The 25,704-nt window shown below is 63.6% G+C and carries 13 protein-coding genes; 8 read left to right on the top strand and 5 right to left on the bottom strand.

All coding sequences use genetic code 11. From position 1 onward, the window contains the following. Window positions 1–36: 36 nt before the first annotated feature. On the bottom strand, window positions 37–1,119 hold the full coding sequence (locus GA615_RS23515) for an alkaline phosphatase D family protein (RefSeq protein WP_152053779.1): 1,083 nt from the start codon (window positions 1,117–1,119) through the stop codon (window positions 37–39). 975 nt (window positions 1,120–2,094) lie between these two features. Here GA615_RS23515 and GA615_RS23510 point away from each other — a divergent pair. Further along, window positions 2,095–3,375, top strand: coding sequence for a hypothetical protein (locus GA615_RS23510; protein ID WP_152053778.1), 1,281 nt, complete (start codon window positions 2,095–2,097; stop codon window positions 3,373–3,375). A gap of 169 nt (window positions 3,376–3,544) precedes the next feature. On the opposite strand, the gene GA615_RS23505 is transcribed toward GA615_RS23510, so the two are convergent. Together GA615_RS23505 and GA615_RS23500 are read right to left on the bottom strand one after the other, a co-directional pair. After that, a complete protein-coding gene (locus GA615_RS23505; RefSeq protein ID WP_161602512.1) occupies window positions 3,545–8,617 on the bottom strand; it encodes a PAS domain S-box protein in 5,073 nt (1,690 codons plus the stop codon). 587 nt (window positions 8,618–9,204) lie between these two features. Then, the gene (locus GA615_RS23500; protein ID WP_235905640.1) at window positions 9,205–10,746 is read right to left on the bottom strand and encodes a hypothetical protein; all 1,542 of its coding nucleotides are present in this window, start codon (window positions 10,744–10,746) and stop codon (window positions 9,205–9,207) included. Between the two features lie 183 nt (window positions 10,747–10,929). Here GA615_RS23500 and GA615_RS23495 point away from each other — a divergent pair, with 183 nt between their 5' ends. Next, entirely contained in the window at window positions 10,930–12,324 is a 1,395-nt protein-coding gene (locus tag GA615_RS23495; protein ID WP_235905639.1) for a neutral/alkaline non-lysosomal ceramidase N-terminal domain-containing protein, read from the top strand. 49 nt (window positions 12,325–12,373) lie between these two features. On the opposite strand, the gene GA615_RS23490 is transcribed toward GA615_RS23495, so the two are convergent. Further along, window positions 12,374–14,239, bottom strand: a complete 1,866-nt coding sequence (locus GA615_RS23490) for a GDSL-type esterase/lipase family protein (protein WP_152053776.1) — start codon at window positions 14,237–14,239, stop codon at window positions 12,374–12,376. A gap of 142 nt (window positions 14,240–14,381) precedes the next feature. Then, the gene (locus GA615_RS23485) at window positions 14,382–18,215 is read right to left on the bottom strand and encodes an outer membrane protein assembly factor BamB family protein (protein ID WP_152053775.1); all 3,834 of its coding nucleotides are present in this window, start codon (window positions 18,213–18,215) and stop codon (window positions 14,382–14,384) included. Between the two features lie 677 nt (window positions 18,216–18,892). On the opposite strand from GA615_RS23485, the gene GA615_RS23480 reads away from it, so the two are divergent. The 6 genes from GA615_RS23480 to GA615_RS23455 all read left to right on the top strand — a co-directional run bounded on the left by GA615_RS23480 (window position 18,893) and on the right by GA615_RS23455 (window position 25,651). Further along, complete coding sequence (locus GA615_RS23480; protein ID WP_152053774.1) at window positions 18,893–20,167, top strand: hypothetical protein; 1,275 nt, start codon at window positions 18,893–18,895, stop codon at window positions 20,165–20,167. Window positions 20,168–20,218: 51 nt separating this feature from the next. Beyond that, window positions 20,219–21,574: an ABC transporter permease gene (locus tag GA615_RS23475; RefSeq protein WP_152053773.1), complete on the top strand. Its 1,356-nt coding sequence runs from the start codon at window positions 20,219–20,221 to the stop codon at window positions 21,572–21,574. A 9-nt stretch (window positions 21,575–21,583) separates the two neighbouring features. Continuing rightward, window positions 21,584–22,258, top strand: coding sequence for an ABC transporter ATP-binding protein (locus GA615_RS23470; protein ID WP_152053772.1), 675 nt, complete (start codon window positions 21,584–21,586; stop codon window positions 22,256–22,258). A gap of 67 nt (window positions 22,259–22,325) precedes the next feature. After that, window positions 22,326–23,972, top strand: coding sequence for a molybdate ABC transporter substrate-binding protein (gene modA, locus GA615_RS23465; protein ID WP_161602511.1), 1,647 nt, complete (start codon window positions 22,326–22,328; stop codon window positions 23,970–23,972). After that, window positions 23,962–24,885 carry an ABC transporter permease gene (locus GA615_RS23460; RefSeq protein ID WP_201750296.1) on the top strand — a complete coding sequence of 308 codons (924 nt, stop codon included), beginning with the start codon at window positions 23,962–23,964 and terminating at the stop codon, window positions 24,883–24,885. Before modA ends, GA615_RS23460 begins: the two co-directional genes overlap by 11 nt. Window positions 24,886–24,928: 43 nt before the next feature. Continuing rightward, complete coding sequence (locus GA615_RS23455; RefSeq protein WP_152053770.1) at window positions 24,929–25,651, top strand: ATP-binding cassette domain-containing protein; 723 nt, start codon at window positions 24,929–24,931, stop codon at window positions 25,649–25,651. Window positions 25,652–25,704 lie beyond the last annotated feature (53 nt).

Genomic DNA, 25,704 nt, shown 5'->3' with positions numbered 1-25,704 from the left:
GAGGGAAAGGTCAAACCTTTCCCTCGAAACCGGAGGTCACTGAGTCGGCAGGGCTCCGGGTTGGAGCAGGCTGAGCGGGACCTTGTGCTGGATGGTGACTTCCCCCTCGTCGTCTCGGATCTGGAGGCGAAGGAGCGGATCGTCGCGGTTCCAGTCGATGGTGATGAGGCCGAAGTTGTCGCCGCGGTTCATGGTGGCCAGGCGGTGGCGATTCGGTTCCAGCGGCTGATAGCGCTTGGAGGCCTGGTTCAGGCCGCTCGAGGTCAGGTCGTAGAGCGGGTAGCCGATGCCGGCGTCCATGACCGACAGCTCGGCGTGGTGGCGGTCGCCGCTGATCAGCACGACGCCGTTTGCCCCGGTGTCTCGGAGGAGGGCAAACAGGCGATCACGTTCGCGGGGGATGTTGGTCCACTTCTCGAAGGGGTGGTCTTCGGCGACGCACTGGATGCTGGAGGCGATGATCCGCACGTCGGCCGGCTCGCGGAGCTGGGTTTCGAGCCAGGCCCACTGCTCCTCGCCGAGGATGGTGGCGTCGGGGGCGGTGTTGGGCAAGTAGGGTCGAATGTGGGGAAAGAAGGCGTCGGGCTGGTCGGAAACCTCCAGGGGGCTGCGGTGGTATCGGGTGTCGAGCAGGATGATCTGGAGCCGACGCCCCTCGGGGCCGAACGTCACGGCGTGGTAGACCCCCTCACGATCGCGTCTCGGTGAGTCGGTCGGCACCTCGAAGAAGTCGAGGAACTGCTGCTGCGAGTCCTCGCGTTTCGAGTAGGTTCGGCCGCCGTCGTTCACGCCGAAGTCGTGGTCGTCCCAGGTGGCCAGGATCGGGCAGGTGGCACGGAGGCGCTGATAGCCGGGAATGGCGGCGAGGCGGTCGTACTTGGCCTTCATCAGGCCCATGTCTTCGGTGTCGGCGTAGATGTTGTCGCCGATGAAGAGGAACAGGTCGGGCTGGGCGGCAACGACGGCATCCCAGATCGGCTGGGGTCGGTTCTGGTCGGCACACGAGCCGAAGGCGATCCGGCTGGGCGGGTCGTCGGCGGCGATGGCGTCGGCAGGGGCCGCGCCGAGCGCTGCCAGACCAACGGTGAGGAGGATGAGCGAGAGGGGACGCCAGGGCATCTCATGACTCCGGGGTTTGCGGGGGAGAAGGCTCAACGGGGTGCTTGAGGGTATCGCTCGATTCTCGACACGACAACGTCGGGGAGCCGGCGGGGCAACCGTCTTGAGTCAAGGGGGGGCCGGAAGCGGCGGAGCGTGCCCTTCGGTCGTCAGGGGAATCGACTGCCAGATTGGCAATTGGCTTTGTTCGGTCCGGGAGGCGGGAGTCCTTGCACTCTGTCAGATTGGCAATTGGCTTTGTTTGGTGACGAGGGGTGAGTCGCGGGGGACTGCCAGAATGGCGATTGGCTTTGTTTGGTTCGGGAGGAGTTGCGGAGGGAGCGTCGGGGCGGTGCGCCTCGGTGCGCGGTCGGGGTGCGCTGAGGTGCGCCGGGGAGGTGGAATGGAAGTGCTTGCTGAGAAGCGGTTTGGGCAATTTGCGCTCGTTCGTTTCGAACATTGAGGGCGCGGGGCGGCTTCTGGAAGGAGTGAGGATTGGGAGGAGGGATCGGACCATCGAGCGGGATCGGGTGACGGATTCTTCTGGAGAGGCAATGGCAGAGAGAGCGGCGACACGGGGCAATTGTGTGCTTGGATGTGTGTGTTTCCGCTGGAAATTGCTGGACAGAGCAATTCGAGCAGAGATGCAGGACGGGTTCAGAGGGGGTTGCGGGTTCATGGGAGGAGGAGGGGTGGAAGCGAGGGGATGAAGGCGTCTCTCTGTTAGTTTCGGGAAAACGGGGAGGTTCAGTCACAAACGGTTCGAGGGGAGGAGAAACGCGGAGCTGCGGAAGAATCGGCGTCAAACGCTTGTTGAACAGAGTGGGGGGCGCTAGCATCAAGGGAGTGATCGCTCCTTGAGCTTGGGAGAAGGGGCCGGTGGGTGGTCCTGACCTCGCGATCGAAGGGGACGAGCGGGTTGGTGAATCGGGCTTCGAGGATCGGCTCGGGTCGTCAAGGGGCGAAGGCGTTTTTCGGAGGAGGAGGCGAATCGTGATGCGTCGGATGCGAGACGAGGCGATCGGGCGCGGTTGGGCGCTCGTGTTGGGGTGGCTCGGGGTGCTGGTGATCGGGGGGAGCGCTCCGGCACCGGCCGAGGAGCCGAGCGGGCCTCGGGTGGCGGCGGTGGTGACCGAGTATCGGCACAATTCGCATGCGGATGTGATTGTCAGCCGATTGTTGTTGACGGACATGCTCGACGGGACGGGCAAGGACTCGCCGTTGACCCTGGCCTCGTTGTATACCGATCAGCGGCCGGCGAACGACATCAGCCGGTTGCTGGCGGCGTCGCATCGGTTCCCGATTGCGCCGACGATCGGCGAGGCGCTGACGTTGGGGACGGAGGAACTGGCGGTGGATGGGGTCCTGCTCGTTGCCGAGCATGGGGACTATCCGTTCTCCGCAACGGGGAACCATCAGTATCCCAAGCGTCGGTTCTGGGATGAGACGCTGGAGGTCTTTCGCAAGAGTGGTCGGGTGGTGCCGGTGTTCATTGATAAGCACCTGTCGGACAACTGGGAAGATGCCTCCTTCATTTATGAGACGGCCCGCGAGCTGAAGATTCCGTTGATGGCCGGTTCGTCGATTCCCGGAACGTGGAGACACCCGCCGGCCGACGTGGAACGGGGGGCGAAGCTGACGGAGATTGTGGCCTTTACATATGGGTCGACCGATGCGTATGGGTTTCATGCGCTGGAAGCGGTGCAATCGCTGGCCGAGCAGCGAGCGGGGGGAGAGTCGGGCGTGCAATCGGTGCAGTGCCTGAGCGGAGACGCGGTCTGGCAGGCGCTGGATGAGGGGCGGTGCGATCCGGAGCTGTTCGAGGCGGCCCTGCGCCGGGTGCCCGCGTATCAGGAGGGGAAGGCGATTGCCCGAGAGGCGGTGCGGGACCCGAAGCTCATGATTGTCAATTACATCGACGGCCTGCGCCTGTTCGTGTTCGAGCTCAACGGCGCGGTGGCCAACTGGACGGCCGCCTGGCGGTACGAGGAGGATCGGGCGATCGAATCGACCCTGTTCTGGACCCAGGAGGCCCGGCCGGCGGCGCATTTCACGCTCTTGCTCAACGGCATCGAGCGGATGATGCTCACCGGTGAGCCGTCCTGGCCGGTCGAGCGGACCTTGTTGACGAGCGGGACGCTCGACGCCCTGCTTCTGTCGTTGACCAGGGGGGGCGAGCCGATCGAAACCCCTTATCTGGACGTGCGCTATCAACCCACCTGGCGATGGAAAGAACCGCCGCCGTCGCCGCCCGGCCGACCGTGGAACGAACAGTAGATCGCGGTCGCCCGGTAGCGTTCTTCGCCGGGGTTCGAGCGGTTTGAGATGGTCCCTGGCCCACTCACCCGGCCTTCGGCCACCCTCTCCCCGCAGGCGGGGGAGAGGGTTGGGAGCTGGTACGCTTGCACCGGGAACGAGCGGGGGGAGAAGGTTGAAGAAGTCGCGGTCAGGGGGCGTGGTGGAGGATGACGCGATTGCGGCCGGATCGCTTGGCCTGATAGAGGGCCTGGTCGGCCTGGCCGATCAGGAGGTCGCGGGCTGAGGTGCCGGCCAGGCCGGTCGAGACGCCGAGGCTGGCGGTGATGGGTCGGAGGGGCCAGGATCGGGCGGCGATGGCCTCACGAAGGCGCTCGGCGATCTGGAGTCCGGCTTCGGCGTCGGCACCGGGCAAGATGATCAGGAATTCCTCCCCCCCGTAGCGAATGGCGCAATCGTACGGGCGAAGGATTTGGCCCAGGATCGAAGCCAGGGAGCGCAAGACCTCGTCGCCGGCGGGATGGCCGAAGTCGTCGTTGAACCGTTTGAACCGATCGACGTCGAGCATGACGAGCGAGATCGAGCCGCCCAGCCGCTCGGACTGCGCGATGGCCGCGTTGAGTTTGGCGTCGAGCGCGTGCCGGTTTGCCAGGCCCGTCAGGGCATCGACCGAGGCCAGCCGGGCCAGTTGTTGCTCGGCTCGAACCCGGTCGGTCACGTCGATCATGAAGGCGGCCCAGCGGTGGCAGCCATCAAACCCCATGATCCGGGTCGCGTCGAGCTGAACGTGGCGCAGCTGGCCGTTCGCGTCGGTGACTTCCAGCGTGCCCCCATAAACCAATTTGCCGGAGGGGCAGTCTTCGAAGATATCTTGCACGAGGGGTTGCAGGGGTTCTCGAAGGAGCGAGGAGAAGCGAAGGCCCGTGAGCCGGGCTGAGGTTTCGCCGAGCAGGAAGGCACAGCGGGGATTGACGGCTTCGATCAACCCTTGTTTGTCGATGATGGCAATACCGATGGACGCGCCGAGGAATAACTGGCGGAAGCGGTCTTCGCTCCGGCTGAGGGCCAGTTCCGCACGTTTGCGTTCGGTGGTGTCCTGAACGACACAGGCGTAGCGTTGTCTGCCCTGGCCAGCGGAGGCAATGGCGCTGATCGAGACATCGAGCCACCGAGGGCCGTTTGGGTTGACCTGATCCAGGTATTCGAAGTGGGCCGGACCTTGACCGGGTTGGGTGGAGCGGAAGGCCTCGTTCCAGAGTGTTCGGTGTTCGGGACTGAGGTAGAACCGCGGGCGCGGCTCCTCGCGCAGGCTTGCGGGATCGAGGCCGAGGTGCTGCGCGGCCGAGGTGTTGAGTTTGACGAGGCGGGGCTCGTCGTCCTGAACCTCGACGATGGCCATCATCATCGGGACGCTGTCGAAGAAGCTGCGGAGGGTTTCTTCCCCCTCGCGGAGGGCGGTCTCGGCCTGGACGTGGTCGGTCACGTCTCGGGAGGTGAACAGCAGGCCGCGGAAGGTGGGGTGATTCAGGAGATTGGAGCCGACGGCCTCCAGCACGCGCCAGGAGCCGTCCCTGTGTCGAATGCGAAGGGTGAGGGCCGGGTGATACGACGGATCACGCAGGAGGTCTTCGAAGGCGGCCCGGATGCCAGGAAGGTCGTCTTCGTGGACATAGGAGAAGACGTTGGTGCCGATCACCTCGTGAGATTGGTAGCCGAGCAGGTGGTCGAGGGAGGGGCTTTCCCATCGGATGGTGCCATCGACCTCGACGATGGTGAGCAAGTTGGAGATTTGCTCCATCAAGAGGTTGAGCCAGCCGGCACCGGCCCCCGGCGTGGCTCCCGGAACGGCCCAGGCCTCGAAGGAATGGCGGGATGGGATGAGCTGCGGAGGAGCGGCTTCGCCCTGGCACTCGATGGCCGAGTGGCCGCGGTCCTGAGCGACCTGATGACAGGAGCCTTCGATCTCTTCGAGCATCTGGATCAAGGCGCGGACGACCTCGGGGTCGAGGTGCGAGCCGGAGAGGCGTCGCAGGTGGTTTCGGGTGCGGCACTCGGTCCAGGCGGATCGGTAGGGGCGATCGGATCGGAGGGCGTCGTAGATGTCGACGGCGGCGAAGATGCGAGCGGCCAGGGGGATCTGTTCACCGACCAGGCCGCGGGGGTAGCCGTTGCCGTCCCAGCGTTCGTGGTGGCAATAGGGGATATCGAGGGCTGACTGAAGGAAGGGGATGGGGGCGAGCATGGCGTGGGCGAGCACGGGATGGCGCTCCATCACCGCTCGCTCACTCTCGTCGAGGGGGCCGGGTTTGTTGAGGATGCGGTCGGGAATGGCCATTTTGCCGATGTCGTGCAGCAGGGCACCGCGTCGGAGGTGGACAAGCTCGGCCTCGGAGACTCCCATGCGCTGGGCGAGCTGGAGGGTCAGGGCCGTGACCCTTCGGGAATGCCCCTCGGTCTCGTGATCGCGGAAATCGAGGGCGCGCGACCAGCCGGCGATGGTGGCGTCGTAGGCGGCCTCCAGCTCGGTGTTCGCGTGTTCCAGGCCGGCGACAAGCCGGGCGTTTTCGAGGGCGATGGCCGCCTGAGCGGTGAGCCCGGCGACGAGCCGTTCGGAGCGCTCGGTGAAGACGCCGGGGCGCTCGTGGCCGAGAAGAATGGCGCCAAGGATGGCTCCGGAAGGGCCGACCAGCGGCAGGGCCATGCAACTGACCAGGGAAGGCCCATCAGACGAGCCGCCGGCTACCCGCTGAAAGTGCGGATCGAGCCGGGCATCGTCGAGGCGGATGATTCCCTGGCCTCGGAACATTGGGCGGAGCAATTCGATCCAGCTCAGGCCCGGGACCTCGGCGGATTCGAGGTGGTCGGAGCCGGAGCTGGTGAACATGCGATAGATGCGTTCGTCCTCGTTGGGGGCCTCGGTAAACAGCACGGCGAACCCGGCTCCGGTCAGGCTGACGGCGGCGTCGGCGATCGCCTGGACGAGGGAGCCGAGGTCGAGCTCGGAGGCGAGCATCAGGCCGACCCGATTGATGGCCTCGACCGCCTCGGCCTGCTCGCGGAGTTCGGCCTCCAGCTCCAGGCGGTCGCTCATGTCCCGGGTAACGCCGGCCATCCCGATCACCGCTCCGGAGGGATCGCGGAGAGGGGCGGCGGTGATATGGACGGGGCACGGATCGCCGAGCCGGCGCAACAGATGGCCCTGGTAGGTGGCGGCTCCCTCGGCGTAGACCCTGGACATGGCCTCGATGACTTGCTCCTCCTCCTCCGGGGGGAAAAAGTCGACGCTCTGGCGGCCGTCAAGCTCGTTGGGAGTCAGGCCGGTGAGCTGTTCGAGCCGATGATTCCAGCGGATGAGCCGGCCGTCGAGATCGAGGACAAAGAGGATATCAGGGACCGCCTCCATGATGGCCTGAAGTTCGCCGAGGGCCGCCTCGAGTTGACGCTCACTTTGTTTCCGTTCGGTGATATCGGTGGCTTCAGGAATGAGCAGGGTGACGGCGCCCGAGGCGTCGCAAATCGGCTTGATCGAGAAGTCGATGAAGGCGGTCGCATCGCCGGCGCCGCGGACCTGCTCCTCGTACCGAACGGAGGCACCGGCTGCGGCCTGGGCAATGGCCGATTGGAGCCGTTGCTGGACCTCGGGCGAGATGGTCCACCAGCGGCATTCCCAGAACGGTTTGCCGATGACGTCGTCGGGGGTCAGGCCGCCGAACTCCAGGGCATGGTCGTTGGCTTGCAGCACGGTGCCGTCGGGCAGGAGAATGGCCGCAAACTGGAAGGTCTGATCGAAGATGGCCCGGAAACGCTGCTCTCCGGTTCGGAGTGCTTCACTGGCCTGAGCCTGCTGGGTGATGTCGGCCAAAAAGCCGATGAACCGAGCGGGCCGGTCCGATTCCTCGGGGAAGTAACTCCCATCGTCTTGCAGGACGATGGAACCTCCTTGTCGGGTGAGCACGCGGTAGGCGCCGTGGAAGGCATTGCCGGGTTGAGAGGAAATGCGGAGGTCTTCGACGAACGCCTCTCGGTCGTCGGGGTGAATCAGCTCGATCCAACGGTCGATGCCGCCTTCCAGCTCCTTGGGGGAGTAGCCGAAGACCTGCTCGCAGGCTCCGCCGAAGGTGAGGTGATCCGCCTGGCAGTCCCACTCGTAGAGCACCAGCCCGGCGGCCGAAGCGGCTTCTTCGTATCGGGTCTTCCACTCGGCCTGCACCTGCTCGGCGAGGCGTTGCCGGGTCACATCCCGGACGATGAGACCCAGGGCGCAGGGAGTGCCATCGGCCTCCCGGATCGGGAAGACGAGGGTACTGGTGACCGTGGGGTGCTCGATGGGCCCGTGGCGATCTTCGAACTGCCGCGGAGCGTCTTGCTCGAGCACGAGTTGCTCACGACGGCGAGCCTCGGCGGCCTGGTCCGGAGCGAGCAGCTCCTCGACCGATCGGCCGATCAGCGCCTCGGGATCGAGGCCGAAGGGGACGCTGTAGCGCGCATTGGCCATGAGGCAATGGCCGTCGAGCCCCTTGAGGGCCACGCCGGCCGGAACGTGATCGAGGAATCCCCGGAGCAGGGCCTCGCGGTTGCGAAGGGCTTCGTAGGCGGTTTCGAGGGCGGCGGTGCGATCGGCGACGTGAGCTTCCAGCGCGTCGCGTTCGGCCCTGAGCTCGGCTTCCAGCCGCTTGCGAACGGAGATGTCGCGGATGCTGGTGCGAAATCCCATGGGCTGGTCGTGGGAATCGACCATCGACTGCCAGGAGATCGCGGCCCATCGGATCGATCCGTCTCGATGAAGGATTCGGAACTCGACGTCGTTTCCGGAACGGCCGGCAAGAGCAGTGCGGAGGATCTCGGCAAAGGTTGCCTGGTCTTCGGGGTGGACAAAGCCGATCGGGTAGTCGTGACGCTCCAGGCAATCGGTAACGGAGTATCCCGTGAAGCGCTCGACGGCCGGGTTGATCCATCGGGTCACGCCGTCGGCGTCGATCCAGCTTTCCCAGTCCGACGTCGTGTCGGCGATCAGGCGAAAGAGGTCGTGCTGGCTCCATCGCGTCTCCGCGGTGCTTGTCGAACAATCAGAGCAGAGGGGTTGCACGTCGAACCCCCTGATCTCGGGTTTGGGCTCGGGGGAGAGTTCCGTTGGGCTCGGGCTGGCGACCGGATCACCGCATCCCTGGGAGCGTGGTGGCACGTTGATCCAGGAGTGGAGACGGCTGGGGTGGCCTCGGCCGGGGTCGGCCTGCCATCTCACATCAAATTGATCGTCTTGCACCTTGACCATCCTGACGAAACGACGAGTCGCGCTCTGACTGCTCGATCAGCGAGCAAGCCACCGAGCGACAACCGGCCTTCACACGAGGAGCGATCCTGACACCAACCTCAGCGGAGGCCCGCCGCCCCCAGCAGCCCTCCGTTCGGAACCGCCGGAGGCGACGGTCGGACGAATCTGGAAGCTGGTCCTGGAGGCTCCCGAAGGTTTCAGCTCGTGCTGTCTTGCGACGCGTTCAATTCCCGATCGATCGGCCCCGGAGCGGTTTCCAATGGTCTGAATCTTCCATCGAGCGGAGCGGGATGGGCCCATCCTCCAACGGCAAGTACGGAGGAAGGGGCTTCGTTCCCCGACCGATGCTCGACGATCCAGCGGAAACGGTTCGAAAGGCCCGGATATTGAAACCTAGGTTGCTTTCGCTGGGATGGTGGGAAGTCTCAGAAAATCACTCAGGGAGGCCGACGGGATGGCGGCCGCCTTGCGATTGAGACAAAAGGCCCAGGTCTGGGTGAGGGGAAGGGAGATGATCGGAGGAATCACTCGGGGGAGCCGCGGATGGGGATGCGGCTCCCCCTGGCGGGGGGTGGAGATCAATCGCGCTGAGGACGGTTGTTGCCGTACGACCAGGGTTTGCCGGTGAACGGCGGACGACGGGGAGGCTCGGGAGTGATGCCGGGGGTGAGCTGTCGGATGAGGTCGATACCGACGTCGCGCATCTGGGTTCCGGCCGTGATTTCGAGGTTGCTGTAGCTGGTCAGTCGGGTTTCGTAGCCGCCGCCGTTGGGACCGAAGGCGGCCTCATCGGGGACGTAGCCGACGCAGCCGTTGGCGAGCGAGACGGGGAAGGTGAACGGGAAGGCGCTCGCGGCCTTAATGTCGAGTCCGAGCTGACAGAAGTACTCGGCCGGAGTCGTGACAAAAACGGCCGGGCCGACCTGCACGGCCTGGACCTCGACCTCGGCCGCCGGCTCCTTCTGGAGCAAGGCGTCGAGCATGACGGTTTCCTTGGCGAAGGTCCACTCGGTCGGATCGACCTCCGAACGCTCTCGGGCGAGGATGTCCTGGCTTTCTCGGACGCGATCGGGCGCAGGCACACGTCGATCAATGTCCCAGACCTTCAGGTTCGCATCAACCGGTAGCAGGTCGCCCGGCTCCATGCTGAGCAAGACCTTGACCGCCTCGGCTCCGACGCGACCGCCGACCTGTTGAGCCCAGCGCTCGCCGTTGGGATACACATAAGGGCTTTGATTGTTGACCTGGGTGATGTCGGCCGAGGCCCCAGCCAGGAAGACGACGACGGCGTCTTCGCCGTAATACCCCTGAATCACCTTTTCAAGATAAAAGATGTAGTTCGCGGAGATTCCTCCCGGGCTCGTCGTGGCGTGGCAGGCGAAGTTGACGATGCAGCCGAGCAATCGGTTGGGGTTTTCCGCGTCCCAGGCCCCAACGACGCCGACCTCCGGATCGACCGGACCGGCGGGTTCGACGATGTCGGGGTTGCCCAGACCCGGATGGGTGACCGTGCGCCCGTCGTTCATCAGGAAGCGTCGGTTGAAGGCGACCTGGTCTTCAATCCCTGACCCGACGCCCCCCTTGGCCACGATGCGCTGGTCGTTCGCCTCGCAAATGGCGTCGATGAGGGCTTGCTCGGTTTCTTCGAGGTAAACAGGATTGACACAGGTGGAGTGTTCATACGCAAGCTCCTGCACATTTTGCGGAGCATGGTCATATTCGTCGGGCATGATCCAGACGATCGGGCCGGACGAGTGCGAATGAGAGGCGCCGATGAGAATGGAATCGCCGGGAATCCCGGTGCGCTCCTCGACCGCCTGCCGGACCTTCATCACCGTTTCTCGGCGGATGCCCAGCGCATCGACCCCGACAACGGCCACGCGGGATTGGCCATCGTCAAAGACCGCCGCGCGGACTTTACAGGGGTCGTGCAGCGACCGGTGGTACGATTTGCCGTAGCCTCCCGGTGCTTCCATGCCGATCTCCGGCGTGATGTCGCGGACCGCAAACCCGGCCTTGAAGACCGGCGCGGGGGCTTCCGGTGTGTCATCGGCGCGAATCGGAGCGTTCGCCGAAAGCAGGCCGAGAAGAAGCCCCAGGGGGACGAGTGATCGGAGCATGTCGAGTCCTCTTGAAACACGGGCGGATCGGTGGGTGGCCGGCGAGCGTGGCAGAGCCAGTCCACTCGCCATCGACGTTCCAGGGGCCGCGCACGGTGCATGCTGGTGAACGGCTCGGCCTGCCGCTATGGTAAGGAAGCCGCGGTTCTTCAACAATGGATTGACCAATCTTGGAGCCTTGTGATGATGCGCCTTGCGAGTGTTTGTGGCGGAATGGGCTGCCTGGTGGCGGCGATGCTGGTTTATCCGTACTCGGTCATCGCGGAGGAGGACGCAGGCCCCGACTCGTGGAACGTGGGAGTTGCTCGGGTTGTGATCACGCCAAAGGAGGACGTCTGGCTTGCCGGTTACGGCACGAAGCGGGTTCCCGACGGGAAACTGCACGACCTGTGGGCCAAGGCGATCTGTCTGGAAGATGTCGACGGCAATCGGGCCGTGCTGATCACGTCCGATTTTCAAGGGGTGCCGAAGGGGATGAGCGATCGGGTGTTCGATCGCCTGAACGAGCGGTTCGGAATCGAGCGTCATCAGGTCATGCTGACCTTCTCGCATAATCATTGTGGGCCTCGACTGGGGGAAGACCTGGTGGATTACTACCCGGTTGAGGAGGAACAGGTTGCGCGGGTCGAGCGTTATACCGAGGAGATGGTTGGAACCCTGGTCAACCTGGTGGGTGACTCGATTCAATCGCTGGCCCCGGCGATGCTGAAGACAGGGCAGGGAACGGCGACCTTTGCGGTGAACCGCCGGAACAATGCGGAAGCCGAGGTGCCCGCCATGATCGAGCGCGGCGAACCACTGGCCGGGCCGGTCGATCATTCGGTGCCGGTCTTGACCGTCGAACGACCCGATGGCGCTCTTGCTGCCGTGCTGTTCGGGTATGCCTGTCACCCGACAACCTTGAGCTTCACAACCTGGTGCGGTGATTATCCCGGGTTTGCGCAGCTTGAGCTGGAACGGTTGTATCCCGGGACCGCGGCGATGTTCGTCAATACGTGCGGGGGGGATCAGAACCCCCTGCCCCGTCGATCGGTCGAGCTTTGCGAGCGCTACGGCAACGAACTGGCCAACGCGGTCGAGGAGACCCTTCAACACCCGCTCGAACCCATTGCGCCGATTCTTCGGACAGCGTTCGAGATGGTCGATCTGCCGTATCTCGAAGTAGTGACCCGCGACCAATTGAGCGAACGATTGACTGATTCGAACGCGATCCGCTCCCGGTGGGCGGCTCGGCTACTGGCAAAGCTGGACGCGGGGGAGCAGTTCGAATCGGCATACCCCTATCCCGTTCATGCCTGGCGAATGGGTGAGGACACGCTGATGATTGGAATGGGAGCCGAGACGGTGGTGGATTACGCCCTTCGGTTCAAGCGGGAATACGGCTCGAAGACGTGGGTGTGCGGATACGTCGATGATATGATCGCCTATATTCCCTCACGGCGGGTCTGGGAAGAAGGCGGATATGAGGGGGGATCGTTTTTGTATGAGTATGGGCGGCCCGCGTTTCGATGGGCGGGCGATGTCGAGGACCGGATCGCGGCGACGGTGGAGCGGCTGGTGAGCGAGGTGAGGGAGTGAAGAAGAACTCGGGCCGCGGTTCCGTGGGAACTCGCGGCCCAAGAGAGGGTCAAGGGGTGGGGGAGTCGGCGGCCGGATCGCCCCAAAGGACGCGGCCGATGAACAGGGCGCCGGTGGCCCCTCGGCGTCGAGCGTCCTCGTTCCAGACACCCTCGGAGACGGTGACCCAGGACTCGCGGTCGCTGATGGCGTTCGCGCCGAAATTGCCGAGTTCGCCGCCGCGCTCAGGGATGATCACGCGCTCGGTCCTGCGAATGACCTGGAGCAAATCGGGATCGACCTGGGCGAGGAACAGCGGGGCGCGGTGCCGCATGATGTGGTCGTTGTCGGCGCCGCGACGGGTGTAAACGAGGAACAGACCTCCTTGATGCGTCAGCCAGTGCTGTTGCGTGTTGTAGCTGCCGAGGTCGGTGCCGTCGTCGAAGGTCCAGGCCTTGGCTGGGCGGTAGTTCAGACCATCGGAGCTGACACTGGCGTATCCTTTGAGGTCGTTGCGAATCGTGAGATAGTAACGGTCGGCACAGCGGATCAAGGAGGGCTCGTACAGCCCGCGAGCCTGATCGAGTGCGAGAATGTTCCCGTGTTCTCGGTAGGAGAGGCTTTCGCCGTCGAAGGCACAGCGAACCACGATGACGCTGAAAGGCTCTCCGGCCGATCGACCGATGTAAAAGGGCAAGAGAACGGTTCCGTCGTCCTCGATCACGAACTGAGCACAGGCGCTGCGGGCGAAGTTGAAGAAGGGGTCGTCGGGCATTTCCAGGCGTTGCCAGTGGGTCCACTCGCCTGTTTCGGGGTCGAAAACGGCAAAAGCGGTCTGATGGGCCCGGGGCTGATCTTCGAGTTGTTCGCCGGTCGCGCTGTAGCGGACCTGAGCCCCCACGGCGATCACCTTGCCCGATGGCGGGTGCAACATGGGCGTGACATCGGCGACGGCCACATCCACCCCTTCCGGCTCGCGGATCCAGTCGAGTTCCTTGACCGGTTCGGGGCCGGCCCAGGTCTGGCCGAGGTCGGTGCTGGTGAGCATGCTGAGGCCGGAGTAATGGTCGGAGGTGTGCAAGTGTTGTTGCAAGGTGATGAGAACATTCGGACGCTGATGATCGTCTGAGGGGGGAAGGATGGTGGCCCTCGGGTGATACCAGAGAAACTGGCCGTCGTCGTGCTCCAGGACCGTCTGGAGCTGCGTTTCGAAGGGGATGATTGGGGGAGACTCAAGCAACCGTTCAAGCGCGGGCATCATGAGATTGGCCAGTTCCTGATGGCCGCGAGGGTTGGGGTGAAGGCCGTCGGTCGTCCAGTCTCGGAGGTTCTGGCCGTTTGCCCTGGCCTCGGTCCAGTGGGCGTAGTGATCGACGAGTGCCACGCCGGTGGCGTCGGCAACCTGTCGGCATGCCTGGATGTAGGGTTCGAGCTGGAGGTTCGGATTGCGGCCGAGGCCGTCGGGCGAGGCGTCGTCGGCCCAGCGCGGTTCGGTCATCAGGATGGGCTCGATGCCTTGGAGCAAGAGACGCTCGACGATCGTTCGGAGATTGCGGGTGAAGTCATCAAGTGAGAGACGGCTGGCGGTCGCTCCCTTGTCAACATAACTGTCGTTGGCGCCGTACATCACGGTGACGATTCGAGGCTGCAATGCGATCAGGTCGTCGAGCCGAGCGAGGGCCTGGTCGGTTCGTTCGCCACCGATGCCGAGGTTGATCCCCTCGGCCGAAACGCCGTCGGCGTTGAGGGCCGATTCGACGAGGGCGATGAAGGTCTCGTCGGGCGCGACTCCCTCTCGGACCCCTTTGGTGATGGAATCACCGAGGGCGACGATCCGGCTCGCCTTGGGGGGAGTTGACGCCGGAGGCTCGGCAGTGGAAACCGTCCCCAGGAGAACGATGAACGGAACAGCGGTGATCCATCGGAATTGCGTCATGAGTTCAGGTTCCTTGGCCTCTTGGGGCCAGTCAAGGTGAGCGAACGAAAACGGCCGGGGCGATTTTCCCGGTGAAGTCCGGCGGAATCGCCCCGGCACGGGGTGCCTTCACACGTTCTTTGGGACGAGGTGCCAGCGAGCCTTACTTGAGAATCTCGATGCCGGAGAGGACCGGGGGCAGGCTGCCATCGGTCCCTTTGAGGTCGAGACGAAGGACGTCGGTAACGGTGATGTTCGGGTACTCACGAACGAGGGGGCGGAGTCGGCCTCCGGCGGTTGCAACGACATCGAGGCCGGATTCCCTGGTCTCGCCCTGCAGGGCCACGTCGAACACGCGACGGCCGGGGGCAACATCGTCGGGTTCGAGGAAGTGGAGGCGAACGGTATACGACGATTCGGGCAGGTCATCACCCGTCCGTAGGGTCAGTTCGAGGGAAACATTGCCCTGGAAGCCCGAGGCCGCGACCCACGGCAGGGTTTGACCGGCGAGCGCACTGGTTCCATCGGTCGATGCCAGGAGGGCGGAGTGATTGCGGAAGGTGTCGGTCATCTCACCAGCCACGAGTTTGACCGGGATGTCGGGCGAGGGGCCGGCGATGCTCGGATAGTCGACCCAGAGGGTGCCACTTTCGGCCAGGCGGTCGCCGGGCGCATTGAAATTGATGCCGATGCGTTGAACGTCCTCGTCCTCCCTGGGAGCGGGGACGGTACTGTAGGTCCAGGTTTCGACATCGGGCATGTGAATCATCGCCAGCGAGGTCTGGTTTTGATACGAGCAACTGCAAGTGCGGGTGTAGTCGGGGGCGTTGAGAATGCCGTCGGCCGGAACGAGGTTCGGGGTGCAACCGGCCTTGAACCCGCCGAAATTGCCGGTGCCGCCGTCGTTCTTCAGGTCGAAAAACCCGGCCGCACCGGATCGGAAGGTCAGCAAATTTTCGCAAGCCAGAACCGTGCCGCAACCGTAGGTTCGGGTGTGGGTCCAGGGAAGTTCCGCGCCAGTGATGGGATGGAAGCGGGTCTGGATTTCACCGGTGAGCAGATCGACCGCGCCATCGTTTCGACCGGAGGAGATGATTTGATTCCCTCGGATGACCAGGGGGCCGGTGTATCGGATCGGATTGTCCCAGAGAATCTTGCCGGTGGTGCCGCGAAAGGCAACGATTCGTTCGGAGGGTTCGTCCGGCAGGTGTTCGCGGCCGCCGGTGCGTCCGCCCTGGATGAGGATGTCGTGGGCCTCGGAGTAGCCGAGCCAGGTGCCGAAAATGCTCTCGGCGCTGCTCCAAAGTTCCTCGCCGGTCGCCAGGTTGTGAGCGGAAAGCACGGGCAGATCGTTGCTTTTGCGGCCTCGGCGAGCGAGCAGATCCAGAGCGCCATCGGAGAGACGATCAATGAGGAACACCATCTCACCCACCGGGACGATGGCGTTGTGGCGGAAGCCGTAGGTCGCGGTGCGGGACCAGAGGACCTTGCCCGAGTGCCGGTTCATCACCACCACGCGCTGGCTGCTGGTGGCGTTCCAGTTTTTCTCGCCCAGGCGGGCGTTTTGATCGAAGATTTGAGGAGATGCTCCGGCGACAAGGTAATCTCCCGTCACACCGATGTAGCCCCAGCCGTCGGGCGTGTCGTCGTCGGAGCTTGAGGGCAATCGGAACGTGGCGACGGTCTCGCCATTGGTCGGATCGAGTCGGTGGCACTCGTTTTTGTAGACCACATAGATGGCGTCGGGCAAGGAGACGTAGTTACTGCCGATGAAGTTCGCACCGGGTTGGTTGTTGATATAAACGGTTCCCGAGAACGTATGGTTGTTGGCCTTATAGGGGAACCCGATGTCGGGGAACTCGTGACGCCAAAGAGTGCGGCCGGTGTAGACGCATCGGGCGCTGATCGAGTTGACTCCCTCGATGATGAGGCGACCACCGGCGACCTGAGGGATCGGTCCCTGGCCGTGGCGCGGGAGGGCGTCGAAGTTTGTCGGGCCGCCGAACCAGAGCATCCCGAGCGGAGCCTTGACGAGTTTGTCTCCGGAATCGACCGTGTTGGCCGAACTTCCGTACTGGTGGGTCCACTGCCCGGCCCCCGGCAAGGGGCCCACGCGAGTGAGCGTGACGAATGCGCCGAACGATTCGACCGACGCATTGGCCAGTTCGGCGGTCGAGACGTGCTCGGCGAGCCGGGAATGCGTTTCGGGAGCGAGGGGAAGCGCGGCCACGCCGCCGTAGGGGCGGAGCGTGTGAAAGAGACGCTGGAGGAAGGCGATGGACTGATCCGGATTCGCCTCGGGGCTCCAGATGGACCCGTCGAGCCGCTCTGAGACGACCAGCTCGGCCAGGTAAGGCGGAAACGGGAATTCGTGAGGCGGGGCATTGAGGACGTGAGCGCGATGACCGTAAACGCGAGCGTCGTCGAGGCGTCGGCGCAACGAGGAAACGCGGGCCGGGTCGGCATCGACGGCGATGATCCGAAGGTTCGATTGAGCAATCAGGGCTTCAACAAGCATGCCGTCGTCGATTCCCCAGACCAGGGCGATGCCGTCGCGCTTGCCGGTCTGGTCGAGGAGGGTGCCAGCTCGTCGAGCGGCGGGCGAATCCTGCTCGGGTGCCGGGGTTGAGGCGAGCCGGTGCTGCTGGGGCTTCGCGTCCTGCGTGTCGGCCGACAAACTGTGCAACCAGCCTTCCTCGGTGACGACGAACAGACGATTGTCGGCGGCGAGGACATGGTCAACGGTGCCGGAGATGGTGTGTTCGCTGACCAGGGAAAGGGGGTTGGCGGTGTCGGTCCAATCGAGGAGGGCGATGGTGCCGTCCTGGGTGAGGACGACGATCCGAGATTCGGCCTGCAGGAGCAAGCGATCGACCGCAACCGGGAGTTTTGCCCGACCGAGTTCGGCGAGGGAGTGCTTTTGCTGCGTGACCGGTTTGCCGCGGCGATCGGTGGTTTGGACCTCGACCGTGGTCATGTCGGTGGAGAAACGAATCAGCTCGCCTTGAGTGACGATGGTGATCTCGTTGTCTCCCAAAAGCGGGAGTCCGGTGCCGATCGAGAGCCGGGGCATGCCGTCTTCGGTATGAAAGAGCAAACCGGCGTTGAAGTAATAGTCGCCCAAGGCGGCCAGGTCGAACCCGCCAGTCCCTTTGCCAACCGCGGCATGCGACTGCTCGAACGCCAGGAATTCCCCTGTTTTTCGGTTGAACAAGGCGGGGACGGTCAGACCACCACCGACGACCAGATGATCGCCCGAGATGGCCATGTAACCCTGTGGAGCGATGCCGCCAAAGGCGTCGGCTCCGCCGTGCTGGTGCAGGTTGTAGATGGCGCCGGTGCCGCTGTTGGTCCAGACGATCTCGCCCGAGGCGGCATCGACGGCGTGCAGAAAGATGCCCATGAAGGGCCAGATGCCCGCGCCGAAGTAGATCAGGCCGTCGTCGGACAGGACCGGGGCTCCCCGAGCCGGCCAGGAGGAAATGAGCCGTTCGTTCCCAAGGATCGCCCGCTGGTCAGGACCGCCGCGCACCTTCCAGATGAGGGAGCCGTCGTCGGCCGAGACGCAGTAAAGGTGCCCATCATCGGACACGAACGAGACCCTGCCGTTGTGGCCGACCGGGGCGAAGCGGACGGGGCCATCGGCATAGAACCGCCACAGCTCCTGGCCGGTTCGGGTGTCGTAGGCCGTGACCGAATCGGACGCCATCGAGGGAACAATGATGCGCTGACCGAGAACGATGGGTTGATAGGTGCGGTCGAATTCGAGTTTGCCGTGATAGTCTTGCTCGGGGGGCCAGGCGGGAGCCGGTGGCCCCAGTTCGCGTGACCAGCTCAAGGTCAGGTCGTCGGGCAATCCGGCGGTGGTTGTGGCGCTTCGTCCGGCATCGTGCCGCCACATCGGCCAGTCGTTGGCCAGGCAAACACTTGGAACTCCGACGATGAACAGAAGGCTGGCAACGAGCCATCTTCCATGATGATGAATCAACCTCGGCATGATTCCTCCTGCGAGCGAGACGACGGCACGGCATGTTTTCCAGGACTTACAGGCGACGAGTGAATGATACCAGCGACGAGGGGTGCTCGTCGATTTGCACGGCCGGAACCTTGAAGAAGCTTGTCCGGAGAATGTCGCTCAGGCTGTCGGGGCATTACAATCACTCACGAGGTTTCGGATTCCCGTCCAAAGGGAGATCGACAATCAATCGACATGGGACGATCGAAGGAACGAGCCGATGGCGATGGCCTGAACCCGCCTCGCAAGCGACGCAACGTCTGTCGTGCGGCCTGATTGTGCTTGGCGAACGAGATCGCTTACCGTATCATGACCGTCGATCCCGAGGGTGATGAAAAAGTGTCGTCAGGCTCATTTTCACACGATCTTCCTTTGCCGTGATTGAGGGTTCCGCTGACACTCGTTGCCGACTTTGAAGGTTTCCGAATTCACACAAGTGGAAGAATCAATTCGGTCATGATGATTGGCGTTTCACTGAACCTGATTCAAGGTTGCTTCACGGATTCTCCACGGATCGAGGACGTTCAACCCGCGCGAGTACCTTCCGTTTGTCAGGTAATTTCCAGGGGATGAGGACGTCTGGCAGCGAACCGACCGTGATCGTTCGCTTGCCCAAGGGTCGTACTGACCGGCCCTCCGCCCCCCCGCCGAGGCTCTCCATGAGACGTTCACAACGGTTTCTTGCGGCGATGGTGGCGGTTGCCCTGTCCGTCGGCGTCGGGTCGCTCGGCTCGGCCTGCTCGGTCCCCGTTTTTCGCTATGCCCTTGAGCTGTGGCCACCCGATCACTTCCCGCTGGCCGTGGTGCATCGGGGGGAGCTGAGCGACTCGGACCAGGCGCTCGTGGATCGGCTCCGGCAATCGAACCTTGCCAACGAGGCCAACCTGCGGGTGATGACGGTGGATGTCGAGGGATCGCTTGATCCGCTTGAAACCGCCGTCTGGGAGTCCCTCGGTCAACCGCCCCTCGATCGCCCTTTGCTCGTCTTGCAAACTCCCGCCCGGCTCGGGCCGACGGCGACCGTCTTGACCCTGGAGCTGTCGGAGGAGCACGTCGATCACCTGCTCGACTCTCCCGCGCGGAAGGAGATTTCCCGGCGGTTGCTCGAAGATCACTCCGTCGTCTGGGTCCTGCTCGAAAGCGGCCAGGCCGAACAGGACGAGAAGGCGTTTCTGACCCTCTCGGCCGAGATTGCCCGGTTGGAAGAGACCCTGGAACTGCCCGAACTCGCGGCGGAAGACTTGCTCTCGGCCGAGTCGGAACCCCTTAAGCTGAGGTTTTCGTCAATCCGGGTCCGTCGTGACGATCCGGCCGAACGTGCTCTTGTCGCCATGCTTTTGAACGTTGAGCCCGACCTCAACGACCCCGAGTTCGCCAACGAGCCGATGATCTTCCCCATCTTCGGCCGAGGCCGGGCCCTGTACGCCCTCGTCGGTCAGGGGATCGTGCCGACCACGATCGAGGAGGCCGCGCGCTATTTGACCGGCGAGTGTCAGTGCACGGTCAAGGCCGAGAACCCCGGCGCTGACCTGGTGATGGCCGTCGACTGGGACCGCTGGATCGTGCCGACGATTCAAGAGGACGGCCACATGCCCGCCCTGGGCGGCCTCGCGAGCTTTGCCGACGTGGCGGACGCTCCTCCCCTGCCCTTCGCCGCCACCCCGGAGCTATCGGCCGACCCGGTCGAACCCGAGATCCTCACCACCGTCGCCGCTCCTGCTCCGGATGCCCTCGAACCTGATTCGGATTCGGAGTCGTCGGATGCGATTCATGACCATGCTTACGAAGCGACCGACGATCACCGGGCGGTCGCTCCTGTGACGTCACGCTCCGCCACAAGGGCCGGGCCGGGGCTCAGTGCCATGCTCATCGTCGGGGCCATCGGGGTCGTGGTGGTGCTTGTCGGCGTGGTCTTGATGCGGGGAAACGGTTAAACGTGTCATGGTCTCTCGAATGGTTTGGTCGATTGTGAGGATTGAACGGTCATGACCCTTCATCATCTGGTGCTTCGTGAGATCGGCCATCGGAAGCTCAATTTCGTGCTGTCGATGGTTTCGGTGGCGGTCGCCGTGGCGTGCGTGGTTGGTTCCGAAACCCTGCTGAGACTCGATCGCGTGGTCACAGCCGACATCCTCGGCCGCAAGCAGGCCGAGATCGAGCAGCGGGTGGCCGATCGCCGGGCCGAGGTCGAACAGGCCGGCGCGGCCTTGCAGGACGAGATCCGCAAGTCGATGCTCGGGCTCGGCTTCAACGTCCTGATTCTTCCCGAAGGTCAGGACCTGACCGAACTCCACCTCGACGGCACCCTGTCCGAGACGATGCCCGAGAACTACGTCGATCGCCTGGCCAATTCCGATATCGTGACCGTCAACCATCTCTTGCCGAGCGTCACGCAGCGGATTCACTGGGACGAACACGACCTCGACGTGATTCTCACCGGCACACGAGGCGAGGTGCCGATCATGCATCGAGGGCTCAAGAAACCACTCCTTGATGCCGTCGAGCCCGGCAAGATGGTGGTCGGTTCCGAGATTCACCAGCGTCTCGGCCTTTCGGAAGGGGACCGCGTCACCTTGATGGGCAAGGAGTTCACCATCTCGACCTTGCACCCTCCGCGCGGATCGAGTGACGACGTGACAATCTGGATCGATCTGGGCCAGGCCCAGGAGCTGCTTGGGCTGGAGAATCTGATTCACGCAATCCTGGCGCTCGAATGTGATTGCGCAGGGGATCGTCTGGCCATGATTCGGGCGGAGATCAGCGCGATCTTGCCCGGCACGAAGGTGATCGAACGGTACTCACAGGCCCTGGCTCGGGCCGAGGCTCGCACCCAGGCCAAGGAGACCGCCGAGCAGGCGCTCGAACAGGAATTACGCGCCGGAGACGACGCCTTGCAACACGAGGCCGCTGGCCGGGCCGAGATCGAGCGCAGGAGGGAACAATTTGCGGGCGTACTCGTCCCTTTTGCTGTGCTGGCCGCGGCGGTCTGGGTCGGGTTGCTTGCGTTCGGCAATGCCCGCCAGCGTAGCGGCGAGATCGGCATTCTCCGGGCCATCGGCCTGCGGTCGCGTCAAATTCTCACGGCATTTCTGACCAAGGCGGTGTTGGTTGGGCTGGGAGGGGCGATCCTCGGGGCCTTGCTCGGTCTGGTGATCGGGCTTTGGGTCGGGCAAGGGACCTCGACGACGGTCGGCCTTCGAGAGCTGAACGGAACGGGCTCGTTTGCCGTGGTGCTGGTGTTCTCGTTGCTGTTCGCCCCCTTGCTGTCGGTCGTCGCCAGCTGGCTCCCGGCGATTCTCGTCAGCCGTCGAGACCCGGCCACCGTGCTTCACGCTGATTGAGTGGTGCTCATGTTGCTTTCCATGACCGATGTCAGCAAGTCGTTTCGAGGGCCGCAGGGGACCGTCCGGGCCGTCCAGGAGGTCTCGCTCGCGATCGAGCCCGGCCAGTTCCTCGCCGTTCGCGGCCCAAGCGGCTGCGGCAAATCGACCTTGTTGTTGATGGCCGGCGGCTTGCTGCGCCCGGATCGTGGCTCGGTTCTGGTGAACGGAGAGGATCCGTACGCCCTTTCGCCTGACGCGAGGGCCGTGTTCCGGGCGCGTCATCTCGGGTTCGTCTTCCAGCAGTTTCACCTGGTGCCGTATCTGAGCGTCCTCGACAATGTGCTCGCCCCGACGCTTGCCAACGCCACCGAGGGGGCTCGTGGTCGGGCCGAGGAGTTGATCGAGCGCTTCGGCCTTGCTTCTCGTCGCGATCACCTGCCCGTCGAGCTGAGTAGCGGAGAACGCCAGCGCACCGCTCTGGCTCGTGCGTTGCTGAATCGCCCAAGCCTGATTCTGGCCGACGAGCCGACCGGCAACCTCGACCGAGAGAACGCCGACATCGTGCTCAGTGTGCTGGTCGATTTCGCCAAGCAAGGCGGCGGGGTCTTGCTGGTCACTCACGACCCGCTGGCGGCGGAACACGCGGATCTCGAGATCCGAATGCAAGATGGCTCCCGAGTCTCCGAGTCGGCGATCGCCTGATGGATCGGCAGGCGTCCGCGTTTTCATCTTGATATTCCTTCTCCTGGTGAGTGAGGTCATGGGTCCTGTGAGATGCCGTTCTGATGCTGGTCATCGCGGTCGATGGGGTCGAATCAGCAGTCTCTGGGGGTTGGTACTGGGAGCCGTGGCCCTGATTGCCGCCCTGATCGGCCTTCTCTGGATGGGTGGGCCGGGCGAGGAACCCGCCGCCGATCGCATCACCATGTTCTGCGCCGCCGGACTCCGAGAGCCCGTCGAACGCGTTGCCCGAGCCTATACCGACGAAACCGGGGTCGAGGTGGACTTGCAGTACGGCGGCTCGAATACCTTGCTCAATCAGATCGAGATCAACAAATTCGACTCCGCCGACCTCTATCTCGCGGGTGATGATTTCTACACGCAAGAGGCGGTCGATCGTGGTCTGGCGGCCGAGGTGCTGCCGATCGCCGAGATGCGTCTCGTGGTCGTCGTGCGTGAAGGAAACCCCAAGGGGGTCGAGTCGTTCGACGACCTCCTCCGGGACGATCTGACCGTTTCGATGCCCAGCCCCGATCAGGCCGCGGTTGGTCGAGCAGTACGTCAGGTCCTCGAAGGACAGGCCGACGGCGAAGGGACGCGGTGGGATCGTCTGGAGGAGCAGGTCACACGCTCTGGCGTCTTCAAGCCGACAGTAAACGACGTGGCCAACGACGTGAAAGTGGGCGCGGCCGATGTGGGGATCGTCTGGGACTTCACCGCAAAGGCCTCCGGCTATCGCGACGATTTGGACCCGATTTCCCTGCCCGAGCTGGATGGGCCGCCCAACCTCGTCAGTGTGGCCGTTTTGCACGCCTCTCGACAGCCAACCGCTGCCCTGAAGTTCGCTCGGTATCTGACGGCCCGCGATCGCGGCTTGCCGGTGTTCAAGGAGGCCGGTTTGCAACCCGTTGAGGGAGACGTCTGGGCCGATCGGCCGCAAATTACCTTTTTCTGCGGCGCCGTGAATCGCAAGGCCGTTGAGACGATCGTTCAGGAGTTTGCCGCCCGGGAAGGGGTCGAGGTGAACACGATCTACGACGGTTGTGGCATTCTCACCGGCCGCATGAAGACGATCGACGATCAGCGGACTGATCTTGGCTTTCCTGATATTTACATGGCGTGCGATGAGTACTATCTGGAAAACGTCAAGGAATGGTTTCAGGATGCCGCTTCGGTGTCGTCGACTGAGATCGTGATCGTCGTTCCGAAAGGAAACACGAAGGTCTCCACGCTTGACAACCTGCTTGAGCCTGGGGTTCGCGTTGCCGTCGGCCAGCCCGACCAGTGTACCATCGGCGCCTTGACTCGCCGCCTGCTCGCCAGGGAAGGACTCTACGATCGGCTCAAGGAGAAGCAAGGGCAGCCGGGCGAGGTCGTCGTCGAGAAGTCGTCGTCCGCCTTGCTTGTTCCCGATGTGGTGACCGGCCACGTCGATGCCGCCATTGCCTATCATTGCGACACCCTGGCAAGCCAGGATGCCATCGACGTGGTTCGGATCGATTCCACGTTGAACCAGGCGATTCAACCCCTGAGCATTGCTCGGAACAGCGATCACAAGGCCCTCTCCCGGCGCCTCTACAATCGGGTGACGTCCAGCCCCGAAGCCTTCACGGCGGCCGGGTTCGAGTTCCTGCTGAATCGCCCCTCACCGATCGCCACCACCCCTGAAGCCGAGGACGCTGCTCGTGTCGATTGAGCCGACGGCCGCTCGGGTTCATGGGGAGGGTTCACCCCTGGGGCGGCAACCGGGAGCGATGAGCCTGATCGTGGCGAACCTGGGTTTTTTTCTCGCCCTGAGCTTCATCGGGTCCACGTATGTGATCCTGATTGTTGCCATGCTGCTGGCTGACGGCACCTACATGGCGCAGCAAACATCGCGGGCGATGACGGATTCTTCAAGTCTTTGGGACGGCTTCTGGCGTGAGGGACCGATCGGTAGGGCCCTGGCCGATCCGAAGATTCGTTATTCGATCTGGCTGAGCCTGATCTCCTGCACCCTGTCCGCAGTGCTGTCGGTCCTCGTGGCGGTGCCGCTGGGTTACTTGATCGCGCGGCATCGGTTTCCGGGACGTCGGGTGTTGGATGCAATTCTGGATATCCCGATTATTCTGCCCCCGTTGGTGATTGGACTGAGCCTGTTGATCCTTTTTCAGTTTCCGCCATTTTCCCTCGTGGCACGATCGGTGGTGTATCAGATTCCCGCAGTCATCCTGGCCCAATTTTCCGTGGCCGCGGCCTTTGCCGTGCGGACGATGAAGGCAACGTTTGATCAAATTGACCCGCGTTGTGAGGCTGTTGCGATTGCCCTGGGATGCAGCCGGGCCCAGGCATTCAGCCGGGTGGTCCTGCCCGAAGCCGGACGCGGAATGATGACGGCGTTTACGCTGGCGTGGGCGCGATCGCTTGGTGAGTTCGGCCCCTTGCTGATTTTCGCCGGGGCGACCCGGATGAAAACCGAGGTCCTCTCCACGACCGTCTTCCTGGAGATGAACGTCGGTGACCTGGAAATGGCGGTGGCCGTCTCGTTGATCATGGTCGCGGTGGCCATTGCCGTCCTCGCCGTGACCCGGCTCTGGGGCGACCACAACGCGGCCGGATTCACGCGATGAGCTTGCGAGGTGGCCTTTTTCTGGTTCGCGGACGTGGTGTTGCATGATTACGATTGATCGCCTCTGCATTCGTGCCGGAGCCTTTCGGTTGCAGGACGTGTCTCTTGAGGTTCCCTCAGGAGATTACGGGGTGTTGATGGGGCGAACCGGATGCGGGAAAACCACGATCCTGGAGGCAATCATCGGTCTGCGGAAGGTTCATGGGGGGCGCATTCTGCTGCATGGGGCCGAGGTGACTTATCAGAATCCGGCCGCGAGGGGGGTCGGCTATGTTCCCCAGGATGGGGCCCTGTTCGCCGGCATGACGGTTCGAGAACACCTGGAATTCGCGCTCCAGATCCGCCGAGTCGGTTCGATCCAGATCCGCCAGCGCGTGGAGTTGCTGGCGGAACTGCTGGGGATCGCCCACCTGCTCGATCGCTTGCCCCGAGGGCTCAGCGGTGGCGAACGTCAGCGCGTCGCGATCGGGAGAGCCCTTTCCTTTCAACCTCGGGTGTTGTGTCTTGACGAACCGCTCAGCGCGCTCGATGCCGAGACGCGATCGCAACAAATCGAACTGCTTCAAACCATCCAGCGCACGACACGGGTCACCACCCTGCATGTGACTCACAACCCAGAGGAAGCCGACCTCCTCGCCGACTGTCGGTTCCGGCTGGAGCAAGGGCGTATTCTGACCGAGCGAACGCCCCGATCAGCCCAGGAATCCCCTCGGTCGCTCCCTCCGTCCCAGAAACTTGCACCGGATTCACCGGTCTCGTTTGATTGAAAAAATGAAGATAAGCCTTTGTTCCGAACCGATTCGATCCGGGTAACGAAAAC

Origin of the sequence: Tautonia marina, assembly GCF_009177065.1 — a bacterium.
Classification (GTDB): Bacteria; Planctomycetota; Planctomycetia; order Isosphaerales; family Isosphaeraceae; genus Tautonia; species Tautonia marina.
The sequence above is the reverse complement of the archived record's forward strand: the minus strand, read 5'-3'. Positions and strand labels throughout refer to the sequence as shown.